Raw genomic sequence first — 17,344 nt, 5'->3', positions numbered from 1 at the left:
CTTCGCTCCACATTCATCCGATCGTGTGAGGATTGTGGGCGGCGCTGACGGGAAGACCTGCCCGGCCCACGCGCCGACGCCGGTCGTACAGTGGCTTGGGTCTTTCGTTCTGATCCGGCCTGATCCGAACGAGAGGCCCTTGGCGCGATTCGTGCAGGGTGACGCGGTCCGGGGACACCCCCCGGCTCCCGGCACCGCGAGGAGAGAGGCTGCCGCCGTGAGTGAGCTCCGGTTCGTCCGTATGGGATTCGGCGAGAACGCCGTCGACTACCAGGAGGCGTGGCAGAAGCAGCGCGAGGTGCACGCGGCACGGTTCGAGGACACCGTCCCGGACACCTGCCTGCTCCTGGAACACCCGCCCGTCTACACCGCGGGCAGGCGCACGGCGGACAGCGAGCGCCCCCTCGACGGCACCCCCGTCATCGACGTGGACCGCGGCGGCAAGATCACCTGGCACGGCCCGGGCCAGCTCGTCGGCTACCCGATCCAGAAGCTGCCGCGCCCCGTGGACGTCGTCGCCCATGTGCGCCGCCTGGAGGAGGCGCTGATCCGCACCGCCGCCGAGTTCGGCGTCGAGACCAGCCGGGTCGAGGGCCGCAGCGGCGTCTGGGTCCTGGGCGACCCGGTCGAGCAGCGCCCCGCGCCCGGCGGCCTCACGCTCGACTTCGACCCGCGCCTGGCGGACGAGGAGTTCGACCCCCGGCTCAACGGTCCGCAGTACGCCCCGTCCAACGCCGGGCAGCGCCGCGAGGACCGCAAGCTCGCCGCGATCGGCATCCGCGTCGCCAAGGGCGTCACGATGCACGGCTTCTCGTTCAACGTGAACCCGGACAACACCTGGTTCGACCGCATCGTGCCCTGCGGCATCCGGGACGCCGGTGTCACCTCGCTCAGCTACGAACTGGGCCGCGACATCACCATCGACGAGGTCCTGCCCGTCGTCGAGAAGCACCTGCGGGACATCCTGGAGAACGCCGAGCTCGCCCCCCGTACGATCGAGCGCACCGGCGACGCCATGGCCACGGCGTGACCCACGGAACGCGGTTCCGGGAATAGGCCCCGCCTGCCCCAGGTTGGGCAGACGTACAACCGAATGAACTACGGGCGTACCCTGGTGTTCGCCGAAGAATCCAATGCAGTGAAAGCAAAGGGGAGTGCCGGAGTGTCTGTCGCACCCGACGGGCGCAAGATGCTGCGCCTTGAGGTCCGGAACAGCCAGACCCCCATCGAGCGCAAGCCCGAGTGGATCAAGACCCGGGCGAAGATGGGCCCCGAGTACAACCAGCTGCAGAAACTCGTCAAGAGCGAGGGCCTGCACACGGTGTGCCAGGAGGCCGGCTGCCCCAACATCTTCGAGTGCTGGGAGGACCGCGAGGCCACGTTCCTCATCGGCGGTGACCAGTGCACCCGGCGCTGTGACTTCTGCCAGATCGACACGGGCAAGCCGCAGGCGCTGGACCGGGACGAACCCCGCCGCGTCGGCGAGTCCGTCGTCACGATGGACCTGAACTACGCCACCATCACCGGCGTCGCCCGCGACGACCTGGAGGACGGCGGCGCCTGGCTGTACGCGGAGACCGTCCGCCAGATCCACGCGCAGACGGCGGACCGGGAGGCCGGCCGCACCAAGGTCGAGCTGCTGATCCCCGACTTCAACGCCGAGCCCGCCCAGCTCGCGGAGGTCTTCTCCTCGCGCCCCGAGGTGCTCGCGCACAACGTGGAGACGGTGCCGCGCATCTTCAAGCGCATCCGCCCGGGCTTCCGCTACGAGCGGTCCCTGGAGGTCATCACCCGCGCCCGCGAGGCCGGCCTGGTGACCAAGTCCAACCTGATCCTCGGCATGGGCGAGACCCGCGAAGAGGTCAGCGAGGCGCTCCAGGACCTGTACGACGCGGGCTGCGAGCTCATCACGATCACGCAGTACCTGCGGCCTTCGGTGCGCCACCACCCCGTCGAGCGCTGGGTGAAGCCGCACGAGTTCGTGGAGCTGAAGGACGAGGCCGACGCCATCGGGTACTCCGGCGTCATGTCCGGACCGCTCGTCCGCTCCTCGTACCGCGCGGGCCGCCTCTTCCAGCAGGCGATGGACCGGCGCGAGGCCGAGGCCCCGCTGCCGTCCGCGTAATCCGTCACACGCCCGACGCGGTCCGTCCCGTCCCGGCAGGCCCGCGAGGCCGGGGCGCGGACGGACCGCGTCGGCGTGCGCGGGGCCCGTATCAAGGTTTCATTGGTGTTTGACCGACCGGTCACGCGCTGGTAACACCGAACGGTGACCCTGGATACACGAGCGGCGCGGTGACACCACCGCCACCCGTCTCCAGTCCGCGCAGCACACGTACATCGTTTCCGAGGGGACTTGCCACGATGCAGGCCGCGCCGGTACGCGCCAACGTCATTCCGACCGTCACCAACACCCTCCGCGCCGTGGAATCGCTGTTGCTCAGCAGCGGTCAGCGCACCGCCCGCCGCAATGCCTGGACGGCCGTCCTGGAGGACCGCCGCCGGGCGAAGGACCGGGCCGCCTCCGGCTACGTGCCGGAACGGGAGGCCGTGGCCGCCCGTCGTTCGAAGGCCACGTAAACTTCATTGCATGGCGAGGAAGGCAAACACCACTGAAGGCGCGGACAGCGCCGAGAACGCGGGGCGGCTCAAGCAGATCGCTCTGACCTACAAGATGACCAAGCGGACCGACTCCAAGATCGGTCTTGTGGTCGCGGGTGTGGGAATCGTCACCTTCGGTGTCATCCTCGCGATCGGTTTTCTGATCGATCACCCGGTCTACCTGGGCATCCTGGGCTTCGTGCTCGCGCTCCTCGCGATGGCGATCGTCTTCGGGCGCCGCGCCGAGCGGGCCGCCTTCGGGCAGATGGAGGGCCAGCCGGGCGCCGCTGCCGCGGTCCTGGACCGCGTGGGCCGGGGCTGGACGACGACCCCGGCGGTCGCGATGAACCGCAGCCAGGACGTCGTGCACCGCGCCGTCGGCAAGGCGGGCATCGTGCTGGTCGCCGAGGGCAACCCGAACCGGGTGAAGAGCCTGCTCGCGGCCGAGAAGAAGAAGATGGCCCGCATCGTGGTGGACGTCCCCGTCCACGACATCATCGTCGGCAACGGCGAGGGCCAGGTGCCCCTGAAGAAGGTCCGCACCAAGATGCTGAAGCTCCCCCGCGTCCTGACCGGCCCCCAGGTGACGGCCGCCAACGACCGGCTCCGCGCGATGGGCGACCTGATGAGCAACATGCCGCTGCCGAAGGGGCCCCTCCCCGGCCGTGGCGGCGCCGGCCGCCCGCCTCGCGCGCGCTAGTCCCCACTCTCAGCGAGAACCACTCCAGGCAGTACCTCGCCTGTCATCTGCATCTTGGGAATCCTGTGACGGGGCGCCGGCGGCGCCCCGTCACAGTGCTTCATAACCTCCATGACGCGCTCCCAGCGGCCATGTCCGCTCCATCGCTTCCAGTGGCCGATGAGCCCCCTGAAGCCGGTCTCGGCCTCCATAGCGGCCCACGGAGCGCCAGTGAGTGCCTTTTCCAGGAAGATCTGAAGAACGGCCCTCGGAGCCGGTCCACCCGCCTGGCGAGGGACCATGCCTCCGCCGGGAAATCCTTCCGCTTCCACGATCCGCCGCCACACCGCATCGGACAGAGCAGGCACATTCCGGTCGCGGGCCCGAAACCAGTCTCCGATCGGGCACTCCGGTCCCCGACGCATAGCCGGGGGGTTTTCCAGCACCCTCACCGTGATACCCAGCAGACCGAGCCATGCGCTCTGCTGTTCTTTGGTGCACTTCTCCAAGCCGCCCGACGCTGAGGCGCGGAGTGAGTCGGCTTCCCGCTCGGCCTTCTGGGACTCCGACTGCCAGAGCGAAAGCTCCTCACTCTCGCTGCGGAGTTGCTCCAGATCGGCGCGTAGGGGCCGGAGCCTGCTCTCCACGAGCGCTTCAGCGGCGCCGCCGACAAGCCCCTGGCGCGACGCGTGCTGTGCGGTGACACCTGCCACCAGGTCGATGATCTCGAACTGCTCGGCAATCCTCCGGGTCAGCGACACAAGGCGGGCAGAATAGTCGACCCGTGCTGGGGCCGCGGCGTGCACCGGCTGCTCCCAATTGCCCGACAGCGCGCAGACGTTCCCCCACACCCATTCCTCGACTCCCTGAGCGTAGATCTGGGAACAGGAACATGTTGCGGCACCGGCATACTCCTGTCTCTTGCCGTTGCAGACGTAGTGCGCGCTCTCTTTCGCATCGGGACTGCTGCCCACGTAACGCTGACCACAAGGGCTGAGCAGCCGACCAGAAAGGGGGATACACCCGCTGCCGAGTCGGAGACTTGCGGTATGTCCTGCCCGTTGTGGCGCGCAGCTCCGCAACTTCCTTCGACGTGAACATGGGCTGCATGGGAAGGGTGACCGACTCACCCCAGACCGGACGGCCGTCCGAGTCGATCTGCGTGCCGTTCCTCTCTCCTCGAAAGACGAAACAAGCGTTCAACAGGTTCTGGTCCGTGAGACGCCCTCTGATATTGGGACCGCTCCATGGCTTCCCGGAGCGGGTGAAGAACCCCTCAGAGTTCAGATGAAGCGCCACCTTTTCCCAGTTCTTCTTGAATCGCACAGCCGCACCGCGCGCGGCCCGCAGTACGTCGGCCTCGTGAACGGTTTGGCACGGGTCGGTGCCGCTGCACGCCGTTCCCCCGTCGCAGACGTCGAGCACGAGTCGCTGTTCGCCCTTCATGCCCTTGTTGGCGATGCGGTAGCCGTAGCGGGCTTGCCCGCCGGGGAAACCCCCGGTCTCCGCCTTTTCCTGAATACCGCCCTGGGCGCGCTTCCGAAGCCTGGACAGTTCGTTGAACGCTACGCGGGCCTCATCACGCATGCGCGACTCGCCCTCCTCGGTTGTGTTGTCGATGTCCTCGTCAACGACCGCGACGAAGACGCCGAGATCCTGGAGTTGCCAGACCCAATCCCAGAACACTCGCCTCTCGCGACCGATGGCGCGTGTTTCATAGACACAGACCACATCGAAGGCACGTGGTTTTTGCGCCGCGATCTCCATGATCCGCGCCGCGCCCGCGCGCAGCGGCCAGGGGATGGTCCCCGACACACCTTCATCAGCGAAGGTCCCTGCGTGAAGCCAGCCCTTGCGCGCGATGTGGGCTGCGTTCCGCTTTCCGGTGTATGCAATCCCGTAGCCCTTTGTCTGCTGTTCGGTCGAGACGCGCAGATAGTCGACGGCTCGAAGCCGAGCCGGGCCTGCGCTGCTGATAGCAGACATGACAGACTCACCCATGTCAGTCCTCCCGTGACTGGCAGGACCCCCAGGAGCGTTTCTCAGGCCCTCCCGGGGGTCCACCCATGTGGAACGCCCACATTACGGCAGCTCCACCACCTCACTCACGAACAAGAGTGCGAACATACGTCGGAGAATTCCCTCACACGGATGCGCAGAACGCAGCGGTGGCCCGACAACGCGAAGAGGGCGGGCCGTGAACCTTGGGGTTCACGGCCCGCCCTCTTCGCGTTCTCTGCGGCTCAGACGCGGATCTGCACCGCGCGGGCCAGGCGGTCGTGGAGGCCGCGGCCGTCGCGGTCCCAGACGAGGGCCGGAATCGCCAGGCAGAGCAGGACGCTGCGGACGAGGACCCGGACGAGTCCGAGGCGGCCGCCCTCCTCGGCGACGACCCGGGTACCCATGAGGCGCTTGCCGGGGGTGCAGCCGATCGTGCCGACGGTGAGCACGCTCATGACGAGGAAGATGCCGAGCGCCCAGTTCCCGGACGCCTGCTGGTCACCGCGAGCGAACAGCCCGTATGCGATCAGCATGCACAGGGCCCAGTCGATGAAGAGGGCCCCGAAGCGCCGGCCGAGCGGGGCGATGGCCCCGGGGCCCTGCTCGGGGAGGCCCAGCCGCTTGCCCCGGTAGCCGAAGTCGGCGCCCATGTCCTCGGCGGCCGCACGCGGCCCGGAGAGCCACGATCCGATTGCTTGCCTGTTGTCCACCCGACCACGGTACTGCGCCCGGCCTCGCGCCTTCCCCCGCGGGTGCCGTCCCCTGCGTCGTCCCACTCCTCGGACACCCTTCTGATACGGCCGTGAGGCCCGTGAGCCCACGCCAGAGGGGCGGTCCGGGGGCCGCACGACCGCTCCTCACAGCCGCGCCGGTTAACTTCGGCGAAACAAATGGGTCATGCTTGAGAAATCCGGTCTGCCTATGGTCGGGTCCAGCGTGTGCCACCGCACTGGCCACAACGAGCTGCAACCCCGTCCCTCCCGGGCCGGGAGTAGGAGGAGTTGGATGTTCCAGAACGCCGACGACGCGAAGAAGTTCATCGCCGACAATGACGTCAAGTTCATCGATGTCCGGTTCTGTGACCTGCCCGGCGTGATGCAGCACGTCACCGTCCCGGCGGCGACCTTCAACCCGGCCGACGAGCTTGCCTTCGACGGCTCGTCGATCCGCGGCTTCCAGGCCATCCACGAGTCCGACATGTCGCTCCGCGCGGACCTGTCGACCGCCCGTGTCGACCCCTTCCGCCGTGACAAGACCGTCAACATCAACTTCTTCATCCACGACCCGATCACCGGCGAGCAGTACAGCCGTGACCCGCGCAACGTGGCCAAGAAGGCCGAGGCGTACCTCGCCTCCACCGGCATCGCCGACACCGCGTACTTCGGCCCCGAGGCCGAGTTCTACGTCTTCGACAACGTCCGCTTCCAGACGTCGGCGAACGAGAGCTTCTACCACATCGACTCCGAGGCCGCCGCCTGGAACACCGGTGCGATCGAGAACAACCGCGGTTACAAGGTCCGCTACAAGGGCGGCTACTTCCCGGTCTCCCCGGTCGACCACCACGCGGACCTGCGCGCCGAGATGTCCCTGGAGCTGCAGAAGAGCGGCCTGGAGATCGAGCGCCAGCACCACGAGGTCGGCACCGGCGGCCAGGCGGAGATCAACTACAAGTTCAACACGCTGCTCGCCGCGGCCGACGACCTGATGCTCTTCAAGTACATCGTGAAGAACGTCGCCTGGCGCAACGGCAAGACCGCGACCTTCATGCCGAAGCCGATCTTCGGCGACAACGGCTCGGGCATGCACGTCCACCAGTCCCTGTGGTCCGGCGGCGACCCGCTGTTCTACGACGAGCAGGGCTACGCGGGCCTCTCGGACACCGCCCGCTACTACATCGGCGGCATCCTGAAGCACGCCCCGTCGCTGCTGGCCTTCACCAACCCGACGGTGAACTCCTACCACCGCCTGGTCCCGGGCTTCGAGGCCCCGGTCAACATGGTGTACTCGCAGCGCAACCGCTCCGCCGCGATGCGCATCCCGATCACGGGCTCCAACCCGAAGGCGAAGCGCGTCGAGTTCCGCGCCCCGGACCCGTCGTCCAACCCGTACCTGGCCTTCTCGGCGCTCCTGATGGCCGGTCTGGACGGCATCAAGAACAAGATCGAGCCGGCCGAGCCGATCGACAAGGACCTGTACGAGCTGGCCCCCGAGGAGCACGCCAACGTCCAGCAGGTCCCGACGTCCCTCCCGGCCGTCCTGGACGCCCTTGAGGCCGACAACGAGTACCTCCAGGCCGGCGGCGTCTTCACGTCCGACCTGATCGAGACGTGGATCGACTACAAGCGCACCCACGAGATCGCCCCGATCCAGCTGCGCCCGCACCCGCACGAGTTCGAGCTGTACTTCGACCTCTAGATCGCGGCTGCGCCGGATCAGGAGCCCTGTCACTCTCCACGGAGAGCGACAGGGCTCTCCGGCGTTCTCGGGCTGCTCATGGACCGCCCCTGACCGCGAGCGGAGTGAGTCCTCACTCATTGACGGAGTGAGCACTCACTCCGTATGGTCGAGGCATGACCGAGTCCAAGAAGAACCCGACCACCCGCCGCCGCGCCCCCGCCATGTCGCCGGAGCAGCGGCGCGCGATGATCATTCAGACGGCCATCCCGCTGATCGCCGAGTACGGTGCCGCCGTGACGACCGCGAAGATCGCCCGGGCCGCGGGCATCGGGGAGGGCACGATCTTCCGGGTCTTCGCCGACAAGGACGAACTGATGCAGGCGTGTGTGTCCGAGGCGCTGTCCCCCGAGCACGCGATCCGTGAGCTCGACGCGATCGACCTGGCCCAGCCGCTGCCCGACCGGCTCGTGGAGGCGGCCGACGCGCTCCAGGCGCACCTGGCCAGGATGGGCGCCATCCTCGGGTCGCTGGGGCACGGGGGCGGCAAGCATCCCGGGCCGGTGCGCGGTGCGGGGCGCAATGAGTCGACGGCCCGGCTCCGGGCGGCCGTGGCGGAGTTGCTGGAGCCCGACCGGGCTGCCCTGCGCCGGGCCCCGGAGCAGGTCGCGGCGCTCTTCTTCGGGCTGCTGTTCACGCAGCCGCGTACGGAGGACGAGCCGGACCTGACCCCGCGCGAGCTGGTCGACGTCTTCCTGCACGGGGCCGTCGCGGGGTAACCGGGCGCAGCCGCCCCGCTCAGTGCCCGCCCGTCAGTTCGCCGCTCAGCGTGCGGTGCAGGGCCGCGCTCGGCTCGTTGAGGCCCACGATCTCGACCGTCTTGCCACGCCCGGCGTACTTCGTCTCGATCGCGTCCAGGGCCGCGACCGTTGAGGCGTCCCAGATGTGGGTGGCCGTGAGGTCGATGACGATCCTGTTGGGGTCGGTGGCGTACGCGAAGCGGGTGACCAGGTCGTTGGAGGAGGCGAAGAAGAGCTCGCCGGTGACGGAGTAGACGACCTGGCCGCCGTCCGGGTCCACGACCGCGGTGACGTCGGCCAGGTGCGCGACGCGGCGGGCGAAGATCACCATCGCGGTCACCGAGCCGACGACGACGCCGATCGCCAGGTTGGACGTGGCGACGACGATGGCGACGGTGATGACCATGACCGCCGTCTCGCCCACCGGCATGCGGCGCAGGGTCTTCGGGGCGATGGAGTGCCAGTCGAACGTGGCGAAGGAGACCATCACCATCACCGCGACCAGCGCCGCCATCGGGATGTCGGATACGACCGGGCCGAAGACGATGCAGAGGACCATCAGGAACGAGCCCGCGAGGAACGTGGACAGGCGGGTGCGGGCTCCCGAGACGCGGACGTTGATCATCGTCTGGCCGATCATCGCGCAGCCGCCCATGCCGCCGAAGAAGCCGGTGACGATGTTGGCGATGCCCTGACCGACCGATTCGCGGGTCTTGTCGGAGCGGGTGTCCGTGATGTCGTCGACCAGCTGCGCGGTCATCAGGGACTCCATCAGCCCGACCAGCGCCATCGCCAGGGCGTACGGGGCGATGGTGGTCAGGGTGTCCAGCGTGAACGGCACGTCGGGCAGGCCGGGCACGGGGAGCGAGGAGGGCAGTTCGCCCTTGTCGCCGACGGCCGGGACCGCGATCCCCGCCGCCAGGGTGATCGTGGTGAGGACGACGATGGAGACCAGGGGCGCCGGGACCACCCGGGTGACCTTCGGGAAGAACACCATCAGCAGCAGGCCCCCGGCGAGCAGCGGATAGACCTCCCACGGCACGTCGTGCATCTCGGGCACCTGGGCCATGAAGATCAGGATCGCCAGGGCGTTGACGAAGCCGGTCATCACGGAGCGCGGCACGAACCGCATCAGCCTGGCGACCCCCAGGGCCCCCAGCACGATCTGGAAGAGGCCCGCCAGGATCACGGTGGCGACCAGGTAGCCGAAGCCGTGCTCGCGGTTGACCGGGGCGATCACCAGGGCGACCGCGCCGGTCGCGGCGGAGATCATCGCGCGGCGTCCGCCGACGACGGAGATCGTGACCGCCATCGTGAACGAGGCGAAGAGCCCGATCGCGGGGTCCACCCCGGCGATGACCGAGAACGAGATCGCCTCGGGGATGAGGGCCAGCGCGACGACGAGCCCGGCGAGCACCTCCGTACGCCACACCTTCGGGTCGGAGATCCAGTCGGGCCTGAGGGCGCGCAGGCGGGGCGCGAAAGCGGGCGGGGTGAGGGACAAGACGGTGTACCTGTCGGTCGGGCGCGCCCGGTCGCGGAGCGCGGGCGTGCGGGGCTGGACAGCGGGGGAAGGCGGGGCGGCACGGACCTGTCCGGTGGATCAGGGCCGGGAGGGGGAGCCGGACGGGCGTGCCCGGCCCCGGTCAGGGGCGGGCAGCGGCACGGCTCAGGGGTTACGGGTCACGGCGGGCAGGCGGCGGTGCGGGGCGTCGTCATGCGCATCCGCTCGCTCGCTCTCTCATCCGCCGGGCACTCCGGTGCGCCTCGGTCTCCGCCGTATGGGCGTGGACCCCGCACGCGCGTACGCGCGGCGTTGGGCGACAAACCACTGTACCTTCCCGGTCGGCCCCCTTAGGGTCGTGCCCGTGAACACCGGACCGGCGATACGCCATGCACGGAACGGCTACCCGGTGGTGGGCTGAGCCCCCGCCGGATGTGCCCCGCCGGGTGTTCCGTATGTCTGGCGCGGGGGCCTCCCCCGGCTCGTACACCGTACGAAATCACTGTGTCGAGCCGAAGAGATCACGAGGTCGTCAGCCATGTCCGTTTCGTTCAACCACACCATCGTCGCCGCCGTGGACCGCCATGCGTCCGCGCGGTTCTTCCGGGAGCTGCTGGAGCTGGACGAAGCCCCGTCCTGGGGGCCGTTCGTCAACATCCAGCTGGCGGACGGCGTACTGCTCCAGTTCGCGGAGCCGCCGGTGGAGATCCAGATGCAGCATTACGCGTTCCTCGTGGACGAGGAGCTGTTCGACCGGGCCTACGGGCGGCTGGTCGGGGGAGGGGTCGAGCACTGGGCCGATCCGCAGATGAAGCGGCCCGGGGAGACCAACACCGAGCACGGCGGGCGGGGGGTCTATTTCAAGGACCCGGCCGGGCACGCGATCGAGCTGATCACCCGGCCGTATCTGTAGCCGGGCAGCCGGACGGACCCCGAGGGGTCGCGGTGCGGGGCCGGAGCGCGGAGGGTGGGGGGATGAGTGAGCAGGCTCCGCCCGGCGGTCCGGTCCCGCCGCCTCCGCGGCGGCGGATGTGGCCGTGGGTGCTGCTGCTGGTCGCCGTCGTGCTGGCCCTCGCCGCGGGGGCGGTCATGGCGGTGCTGTCGGACGTCCTCCACGCGGAGGGCTCGCGGAAGGTGCACATCCGGTACGAGGTGACGGGGACCGCGCGCGACGTGGTGCTGACCTACAGCACCTGGCGGGGCGAGGAGCTGTCGACCGGGCGGCTGGCGCTGCGGTCGCTGCCGTGGGCCGGGGAGCTGGACTCGAAGGGCTTCATGAGCGGCGGCTCGTTCGTGGTGAGCGTGGGCCGGGGCGGCGGCGACGTGTCGTGCTCGGTGACCGTGGACGACGGCACGCGGCGTACGGACTCGGCCTCGGGTGCGTACGCGACGGCGTACTGCGACGGGTACTGAGAGGGCGGGCCCCGGAGGATTCCGGGGCCCGCCCCGCGTCGGTCGGTCGGTCAGCGGCCGTAGCGGATCAGCGCGCGGACCATGCGGCAGGTGATGTCGGACGGCGGGTGGATGCCGAGGCGCGCCGCGGTCGTGCGTATGCGGGCGTTGTTCGCGCCGGACGGGAGGTAGACGCCGGTGTCGAGCAGGGCGATGGCGAGGCGCATCGCCTTCAGCCGGCGGTTGTGGGAGACGTACCACTCACGGGGGCGGCCGGCGGGGAGCGGCTTCTTGGTCAGGGGCTGGTGCAGGGGCTTGTCGAGCGGCTTGGTCGTGACTGCGGCAACGGCCATGGGCAACCTCCTGGCACGGTGGCGGAACTCTTCGGGAACCCTCACGAACTGACTCCCATTCTACCGGCCCGCACTGACAATCGCCCCTGGCCAGAGGGGTTTTCGGGCCTCCTGAGGAAGCCCGTCCCGTACCTTTGGCCCCATGGAGATCTGGATCAATCCCGCGTGTTCCAAGTGCCGCAGCGCGGTGCGGCTGCTCGACGCCGAAGGGGCCGACTACACGGTCCGCCGCTACCTGGAGGACGTGCCGTCGCCGGACGAGATCCGGGCGGTACTCGACCGGCTCGGCCTCGAACCGTGGGACATCACGCGGACCCAGGAGGCGGACGCGAAGGAGCTGGGCCTGAAGGACTGGCCGCGTGCGGCGGACGACCGGGAGCGCTGGATCACCGCGCTCACCGAGCACCCGAAGCTGATCCAGCGGCCGATCATCACGGCGGAGGACGGTACGGCGGTCGTGGGCCGCACGGAGGAGGCGGTCCGGGACGCGCTGGGGCGTCACGCCTAGGCCAGGAACTCGTCCATCCTGCGGTTGAGTTCCGGGGCCGTCGGCGCGTGCAGGGGCAGGGCGTGGTGGGAGACGCCCGGGAGGACGGCCGTCTCCGCCCCCGGCAGCAGCCGGTGCGCGGCGACGGCCGCCCTGTCGGCGTCGTGGGCGCGGCTGTCGCCGGCGAACAGGATCAGCGTCGGTACGGCGAGGGCGCGCACGGCCTCCGGCTTCGGGCGGGGACCGGTGACCGGGCGGGCGGCGGGGAAGCCGGCCGTCGCCTCCCGCAGCCGCAGCCAGTGGGGTTCGAGCGCGGCGCCGCCGGTCTCCCAGGCCAGGAAGGCGCGGGTGCGGGCGGCGTTCGGGCGGAGCAGCATCGGCAGGGCGTGCAGCAGATAGCCCGGGCGGAAGCCGCTGAAGCAGCCGGTGGGGTCGAGGAGGATCAGCTTCCGGAGGCGTTCGGGCGCGTGCAGGGCGTAGTGGAGGGCGATCCAGCCGCCGTACGAGTGGCCGGCGAGGGCGACCGGTCCGGTGGCGCCGAGACCGTCTAGCAGCGCGTCGAGCCAGCCGCACAGGTCTTCGACGCTGCGGACGGGGCGCTCCCCCACGGTGCTGCGGCCCGGTTCGCCGATGAGGTCGGCGGCGTGGACGCGACGGGTGCGGCCGAGATCGGCGGCCTGGGCGTACCAGGCGGTGGAGGTCGCCGCGCCGCCCGGGAGCAGCACCACGGGCGGGGCGTCCTCGGGGCCGTAGCTGTTGAGGTGGGTGGTGCCGTACGGGGTGGGGACCGTGGTCGGCGTCGTGCCGGGCGGCCAGGTCGCGGCGACGGTGTCGTCATAGGCGGTGAGGAACGCCGTGTGCGCGGGCGGGGTGGGTGTCATGGGTGCTCCCTGGACTCGTACGCCTGGATATTATCTCGCTGAGCGAGACAATAGTGGGAGGTGCCGGGAATGAGTGAGCAGGGGCCGGAGCTGGAGATCGTCCATCTGCTGCGGAAGGTGGCGTCGGAATTCGCCCTGCGCCAGGCCGAGTTCGCGGCCCGGAACGGGATGCATCCCACGGATGTACGCGCCCTGGTGTGCCTGCTCGACGCGGAGCGCGAGGGGTCCGGGGTCACCGCCGGTCGGCTGGGGGCGGAGCTGGGGCTCAACTCGGCGGGCACCACGTCGCTCATCGACCGGCTGGAACGGCTGGGGCATCTGACGCGGACGCGGGACGAGCGGGACCGGCGGCGGGTGCTGCTACGGGTGACGCCGCAGGCGGTGGAGCTGGGCTGGGCGGCGTTCGGCCCGGCGATCGGGAGCGCGGTGGCGCTGCTGCGGGAGTTCGACGCGGCGGAGGTCGCGGCGGTGCGGCGGTTCCTGGGCGGGTTCCTGGGGGCGATGTCGGAGGGCGGCGAGGCGGGGGCTACCGGCTAGGCGGAAGCGCCCGGTGAGGCGGGGAACACCGGCCGGGGCGGAGGCCGTCCGCCGGTCCCCGCCCCGGCCGGACGGGCGCCGCCCGGTCCCCGCCCCGACCCGCCGTCACGCCCCGTGGACCTGGGCCTCCGCCTCCGCCAGGAGCTCCGTCAGGCGGAGGCCGAACCGTACGTCGCAGGGGTGGGCCTCGCCCGTGCGCACCGAGCTGATCAGCGCGTCCACGGCCGCCGCGAAGGCGTCCACCGCGCCGTCCCACCTGGGCAGTTCGGCCACGCCGTGCTCGCCCCGGAGGACGACCTCGACCCCGGCGGCGGCCGCCGGTGCGCCCAGGGTCAGGGTGACCGTGCTGGACGCCCCCGAAGTGTGGCGCAGGACGAGGTGGTGGGCGTCGGCGGGGCCACCGGCTGCGGTCAGCTCGGTGACGTCGCCCAGGACCGGGAGCAGGACCGAGAGGGCGTGCGGGCCGACGTCCCAGAGGCCGCCGCGCTCCCGGCGCCAGGGGGACGCGGCGTAGTCGCTGTCGGTGCCGGGGGCCCAGAGCGCGGCGATCCACTCGGCGCGGGCGGTGAACCAGTCGCCCTTCGCGGCCTGTTCGGCGATCCAGGCGGCCGGCCGCGGGGCGAACCTGAGCGTGCAGAACACGACGGAGGCGACCCGGGCCTGCTCGGCGGCCTCGGCGACCTCGCGGGCCCCGGCGACCGTGGTGGCGACCGGCTTGTCCAGGATCAGGTGGCAGCCGGCCGCGGCGGCGCGGGCGGCCAGCGGGGCCTGCACGTCCGGCGGCAGCGCGAAGGCGACGGCGTCGCTGGTGGCGAACAGCTCGTCGAGCCCCGCGTCACCGGAGAACGCCGGGGCACCGTGCGCGGCGGCCAGCTCACCGGCCGCCTCGGCCCGGCGGCCCCACACACCGCTGAGCACGACGCCGGGGTGTGCGGCGAGGGCGGGGGCCTGGGTGTTGCGGGCCCAGGGTCCGGTGCCGGCCAGGCCGATGCGCAGGGGGGTCTCGGGTGTCGTCATGGGTCCAGTGTGCCGGGTGGGGGCGGTGGGGCCGCAACGCCCGGACAGCCGGTCCCGGTGGACCGGCTGCTCCGGGCGCGGTGGAGTTCGGCCAGCAGGGCGCCGGTTTCCCGGTCGGCCGGGAGGAACGCCTCAAGCCGTAGCTCGGCGACGGTGACGTCGGTGGCGGTGCCGAAGTGGGTGAGCGTGGTGATCAGCGTGAGTTCGCGGTCGTCGGCCGGATCGGGGGGCCGCAGGCGCAGGGGTACGGCGAAGCCGATGTGGTGCGGTGAGTCGCGCGGGCGGGGCGGGACGAGGCCGGTGAGCTCGGCGGCCAGGCTTCGGAGCCGGTCGTCCGGGTTGCGCATGCTCTCGGCGTGGACGCGGTCGATGATGTGCCGGGCCCACGCGTCGAGGTTGACGATGCGTGGCGCGAGGCCCTGCGGGTGCAGCAGGACCCGGGGGACGCTCACCGGGGGTGCCAGCAGGTGCGGGGCCACCCCTGCGGTGAGGGCGTGGAAGGCTGCGTTGGCCAGGACGAGGTCGCCGTGGCGGTCCACCACGACGGCCGGGTAGGGCAGGTGGCCGTCCAGGATGCGTGCGAGGGCGGTGCGGATCGGTTCGAGCCGGGGGTCGTCCAGGTCCGTGCGCGGGTAGACCGGTGCGAATCCGGCCGCGAGGAGCAGGTCGTTGCGCTCGCGGATCGGCACCTCCAGGGACTCGGCGAGCCGGATGATCAGCGACCGCCCGGGGGTCGAGCGCCCGCTCTCGATGAAGCTGAGGTGCCGCTGCGTGGTCCCGGCACGCGTGGCCAGTTCCAGCTGGCTGACGCGTCGCCGGGTGCGCCACCCGCGTAACGCTCCGGCGAGGCCGTCTCCGGCCGGTTCGGTGATCACCCCTCCTGTGTATACCGCCCGGGCGCCGGGCGGCGATTCCCTGCGGGGAATTGCCGCCCCCGCACCGGTGGCAGCAGGGTCGTCGCCACACAGCGTTCAGCCGCAGACCGAGGGGAACCGCCCATGACCGGCATCGACGTGCACGAGCTCACCGACCGCTATGTCGCCGTCTGGAACGAGCCCGACGCGGAGCGCCGCCGCGCCGCCGTCCGCGAGCTGTGGTCCGCCGACGCCGTCCACGTACTGCGGCCTCCCCAGGAGATCCGGGAGGCCGCCGAGGGACTGGGCTTCGGCCGTCTCCTGCTGGAGGCGCGCGGGTACGACGCGCTGGACTTCCGGGTGACGCGTGCCCACGAGGAGTTCGTCGCGCCCGGCACCTTCGTCTTCCGGTCGCGCGGCGACGCCGACCGGCTCCACGACGTCGTCAAGTTCACCTGGGAGATGGCGCCACGGGACGGGGGCGAGGCCGCCGGCGTCGGGCTGGAGGTCCTTGTGCTGGGCCCCGACGGCCGCATCGTGAGCGACTACCAGTTCATCGGGGGATGACCGCGACACGCCGGGGTCGCCGGGGAAACCTCGGTAACACGGGGTTCACACGAGGGCAACGGTCGGGAAATCGCGGCTTGCGAAGCTGCGGCGCATAGACCGCAGCACCCGCAAAGGATGGCTTCCGTGACGTTCAAGGCTGAGTACATCTGGATCGACGGCACCGAGCCGACCGCCAAGCTCCGTTCCAAGACGAAGATCATGTCCGGCAGCCCGTCGTCCGACGTGGCCTCGCTGCCCATCTGGGGCTTCGACGGATCGAGCACCAACCAGGCCGAGGGCCACGCCTCGGACCGGGTGCTGAAGCCGGTCTTCACCTGCCCGGACCCGATCCGCGGCGGTGACGACGTCCTGGTCCTGTGCGAGGTCTTCGACATCGACATGACCCCGCACGCGTCGAACACGCGGGCACTGCTGCGTCCGGTCGCCGAGCAGTTCGCCGGGCAGGAGGCGATCTTCGGCATCGAGCAGGAGTACACCTTCTTCGACGGCCACCGTCCGCTCGGCTTCCCCGAGGGCGGCTTCCCGGCCGCGCAGGGCGGCTACTACTGCGGCGTCGGCTCGGACGAGATCTTCGGCCGCGAGATCGTGGAGAAGCACCTCGACAACTGCCTGAAGGCGGGTCTGGGCATCTCCGGCATCAACGCCGAGGTCATGCCCGGCCAGTGGGAGTTCCAGGTGGGCCCGCTGTCCCCGCTGGAGGTCTCCGACCAGCTGTGGATCGCCCGCTGGCTGCTCTACCGCACCGCCGAGGACTTCAACGTCTCCGCGACCCTCGACCCGAAGCCGGTCAAGGGCGACTGGAACGGCGCGGGCGCCCACACCAACTTCTCCACGAAGGCGATGCGCGAGGGCTACGACGCGATCATCACGGCCTGCGAGTCGCTGGGCGAGGGCTCGAAGCCGATGGACCACGTCAAGAACTACGGCGCCGGCATCGACGACCGCCTGACCGGTCTGCACGAGACCGCCCCGTGGAACGAGTACAGCTACGGCGTCTCCGACCGCGGCGCCTCGGTGCGCATCCCGTGGCAGGTCGAGCAGGACCGCAAGGGCTACATCGAGGACCGCCGCCCGAACGCCAACGTCGACCCGTACGTCGTCACGCGGCTGATCGTGGACACCTGCTGCTCAGCCCTGGAGAAGGCCGGCCAGGCCTGATCCGCTCCGGCACTGACAGCGAGGGGCGGGCCCCCCCCGGGGGGGGGGGGGCCCCCCCGGGGCGTGCCCGGGGGCCACCCGGGGCCACTCACCCCCGGCAGGGGGGGACCCCGGAA

Annotated in this window: 19 protein-coding genes and 1 pseudogene; 12 read left to right on the top strand and 8 right to left on the bottom strand. The window is 70.6% G+C overall.

Annotation, left to right across the window (positions count from 1 at the left end; genetic code table 11):
- Positions 1–217: 217 nt before the first annotated feature.
- From lipB to ACFZAT_RS05860, 4 genes are all read left to right on the top strand, one after another.
- Positions 218–1,030 carry a lipoyl(octanoyl) transferase LipB gene (gene lipB / locus ACFZAT_RS05875; protein WP_391260691.1) on the top strand — a complete coding sequence of 271 codons (813 nt, stop codon included), beginning with the start codon at positions 218–220 and terminating at the stop codon, positions 1,028–1,030.
- Positions 1,031–1,189: 159 nt separating this feature from the next.
- Positions 1,190–2,125: a lipoyl synthase gene (lipA, locus tag ACFZAT_RS05870; protein WP_391261662.1), complete on the top strand. Its 936-nt coding sequence runs from the start codon at positions 1,190–1,192 to the stop codon at positions 2,123–2,125.
- 239 nt (positions 2,126–2,364) lie between these two features.
- A complete protein-coding gene (locus tag ACFZAT_RS05865) occupies positions 2,365–2,580 on the top strand; it encodes a hypothetical protein (RefSeq protein ID WP_018103546.1) in 216 nt (71 codons plus the stop codon).
- 10 nt (positions 2,581–2,590) lie between these two features.
- Complete coding sequence (locus ACFZAT_RS05860; protein ID WP_391260687.1) at positions 2,591–3,301, top strand: DUF4191 family protein; 711 nt, start codon at positions 2,591–2,593, stop codon at positions 3,299–3,301.
- Here ACFZAT_RS05860 and ACFZAT_RS05855 read toward each other — a convergent pair.
- The 3 genes and pseudogenes from ACFZAT_RS05855 to ACFZAT_RS05845 all read right to left on the bottom strand — a co-directional run bounded on the left by ACFZAT_RS05855 (position 3,298) and on the right by ACFZAT_RS05845 (position 5,991).
- Positions 3,298–4,254, bottom strand: coding sequence for a transposase (locus tag ACFZAT_RS05855; RefSeq protein ID WP_391260684.1), 957 nt, complete (start codon positions 4,252–4,254; stop codon positions 3,298–3,300). The genes ACFZAT_RS05860 and ACFZAT_RS05855 overlap by 4 nt on opposite strands.
- A 535-nt stretch (positions 4,255–4,789) precedes the next feature.
- A pseudogene (locus ACFZAT_RS05850) lies at positions 4,790–5,266 on the bottom strand (recombinase family protein); the annotation flags it as partial.
- 257 nt (positions 5,267–5,523) lie between these two features.
- Positions 5,524–5,991, bottom strand: a complete 468-nt coding sequence (locus ACFZAT_RS05845; protein ID WP_391260681.1) for an RDD family protein — start codon at positions 5,989–5,991, stop codon at positions 5,524–5,526.
- Positions 5,992–6,286: 295 nt separating this feature from the next.
- On the opposite strand from ACFZAT_RS05845, the gene glnA reads away from it, so the two are divergent.
- Both glnA and ACFZAT_RS05835 read left to right on the top strand, forming a co-directional pair.
- Entirely contained in the window at positions 6,287–7,696 is a 1,410-nt protein-coding gene (gene glnA, locus ACFZAT_RS05840) for a type I glutamate--ammonia ligase (RefSeq protein ID WP_391260678.1), read from the top strand.
- Between the two features lie 155 nt (positions 7,697–7,851).
- On the top strand, positions 7,852–8,454 hold the full coding sequence (locus ACFZAT_RS05835; RefSeq protein WP_391260675.1) for a TetR family transcriptional regulator: 603 nt from the start codon (positions 7,852–7,854) through the stop codon (positions 8,452–8,454).
- A 19-nt stretch (positions 8,455–8,473) separates the two neighbouring features.
- Here the strand turns inward: ACFZAT_RS05835 and ACFZAT_RS05830 are convergent, their stop codons facing one another.
- Entirely contained in the window at positions 8,474–9,979 is a 1,506-nt protein-coding gene (locus tag ACFZAT_RS05830; RefSeq protein ID WP_391260672.1) for a SulP family inorganic anion transporter, read from the bottom strand.
- 538 nt (positions 9,980–10,517) lie between these two features.
- On the opposite strand from ACFZAT_RS05830, the gene ACFZAT_RS05825 reads away from it, so the two are divergent.
- On the top strand, positions 10,518–10,892 hold the full coding sequence (locus ACFZAT_RS05825; protein ID WP_391260669.1) for a VOC family protein: 375 nt from the start codon (positions 10,518–10,520) through the stop codon (positions 10,890–10,892).
- A 62-nt stretch (positions 10,893–10,954) separates the two neighbouring features.
- Positions 10,955–11,392: a hypothetical protein gene (locus ACFZAT_RS05820; RefSeq protein ID WP_391260667.1), complete on the top strand. Its 438-nt coding sequence runs from the start codon at positions 10,955–10,957 to the stop codon at positions 11,390–11,392.
- A 50-nt stretch (positions 11,393–11,442) separates the two neighbouring features.
- Here ACFZAT_RS05820 and ACFZAT_RS05815 read toward each other — a convergent pair whose 3' ends face one another.
- On the bottom strand, positions 11,443–11,724 hold the full coding sequence (locus ACFZAT_RS05815) for a hypothetical protein (RefSeq protein ID WP_391260664.1): 282 nt from the start codon (positions 11,722–11,724) through the stop codon (positions 11,443–11,445).
- Positions 11,725–11,866: 142 nt separating this feature from the next.
- Here ACFZAT_RS05815 and ACFZAT_RS05810 point away from each other — a divergent pair, with 142 nt between their 5' ends.
- Positions 11,867–12,232 (top strand): ArsC/Spx/MgsR family protein, encoded by a 366-nt coding sequence (locus tag ACFZAT_RS05810; protein ID WP_391260661.1) that lies wholly within the window; start codon positions 11,867–11,869, stop codon positions 12,230–12,232.
- On the opposite strand, the gene ACFZAT_RS05805 is transcribed toward ACFZAT_RS05810, so the two are convergent.
- The gene (locus ACFZAT_RS05805) at positions 12,229–13,092 is read right to left on the bottom strand and encodes an alpha/beta fold hydrolase (protein ID WP_391260658.1); all 864 of its coding nucleotides are present in this window, start codon (positions 13,090–13,092) and stop codon (positions 12,229–12,231) included. The genes ACFZAT_RS05810 and ACFZAT_RS05805 overlap by 4 nt on opposite strands.
- 69 nt (positions 13,093–13,161) lie before the next feature.
- Here ACFZAT_RS05805 and ACFZAT_RS05800 point away from each other — a divergent pair, with 69 nt between their 5' ends.
- Entirely contained in the window at positions 13,162–13,629 is a 468-nt protein-coding gene (locus ACFZAT_RS05800) for a MarR family transcriptional regulator (protein ID WP_391260655.1), read from the top strand.
- 105 nt (positions 13,630–13,734) lie between these two features.
- On the opposite strand, the gene ACFZAT_RS05795 is transcribed toward ACFZAT_RS05800, so the two are convergent.
- Both ACFZAT_RS05795 and ACFZAT_RS05790 read right to left on the bottom strand, forming a co-directional pair.
- Entirely contained in the window at positions 13,735–14,646 is a 912-nt protein-coding gene (locus ACFZAT_RS05795; protein WP_391260651.1) for a Gfo/Idh/MocA family oxidoreductase, read from the bottom strand.
- On the bottom strand, positions 14,643–15,521 hold the full coding sequence (locus tag ACFZAT_RS05790) for a helix-turn-helix domain-containing protein (RefSeq protein ID WP_391260647.1): 879 nt from the start codon (positions 15,519–15,521) through the stop codon (positions 14,643–14,645). Before ACFZAT_RS05790 ends, ACFZAT_RS05795 begins: the two co-directional genes overlap by 4 nt.
- A gap of 123 nt (positions 15,522–15,644) precedes the next feature.
- Here ACFZAT_RS05790 and ACFZAT_RS05785 point away from each other — a divergent pair, with 123 nt between their 5' ends.
- Together ACFZAT_RS05785 and glnII are read left to right on the top strand one after the other, a co-directional pair.
- Positions 15,645–16,067 (top strand): hypothetical protein, encoded by a 423-nt coding sequence (locus ACFZAT_RS05785; RefSeq protein WP_391260644.1) that lies wholly within the window; start codon positions 15,645–15,647, stop codon positions 16,065–16,067.
- A 126-nt stretch (positions 16,068–16,193) separates the two neighbouring features.
- Positions 16,194–17,228, top strand: coding sequence for a glutamine synthetase (gene glnII / locus ACFZAT_RS05780; protein WP_391260641.1), 1,035 nt, complete (start codon positions 16,194–16,196; stop codon positions 17,226–17,228).
- The last annotated feature ends 116 nt before the right edge of the window (positions 17,229–17,344 follow it).

It is taken from the genome of Streptomyces sp. NPDC008163 (assembly GCF_042956885.1).
Taxonomy (GTDB): domain Bacteria; phylum Actinomycetota; class Actinomycetes; order Streptomycetales; family Streptomycetaceae; genus Streptomyces; species Streptomyces drozdowiczii_A.
This window is presented reverse-complemented; position numbering and strand designations above follow the sequence as displayed.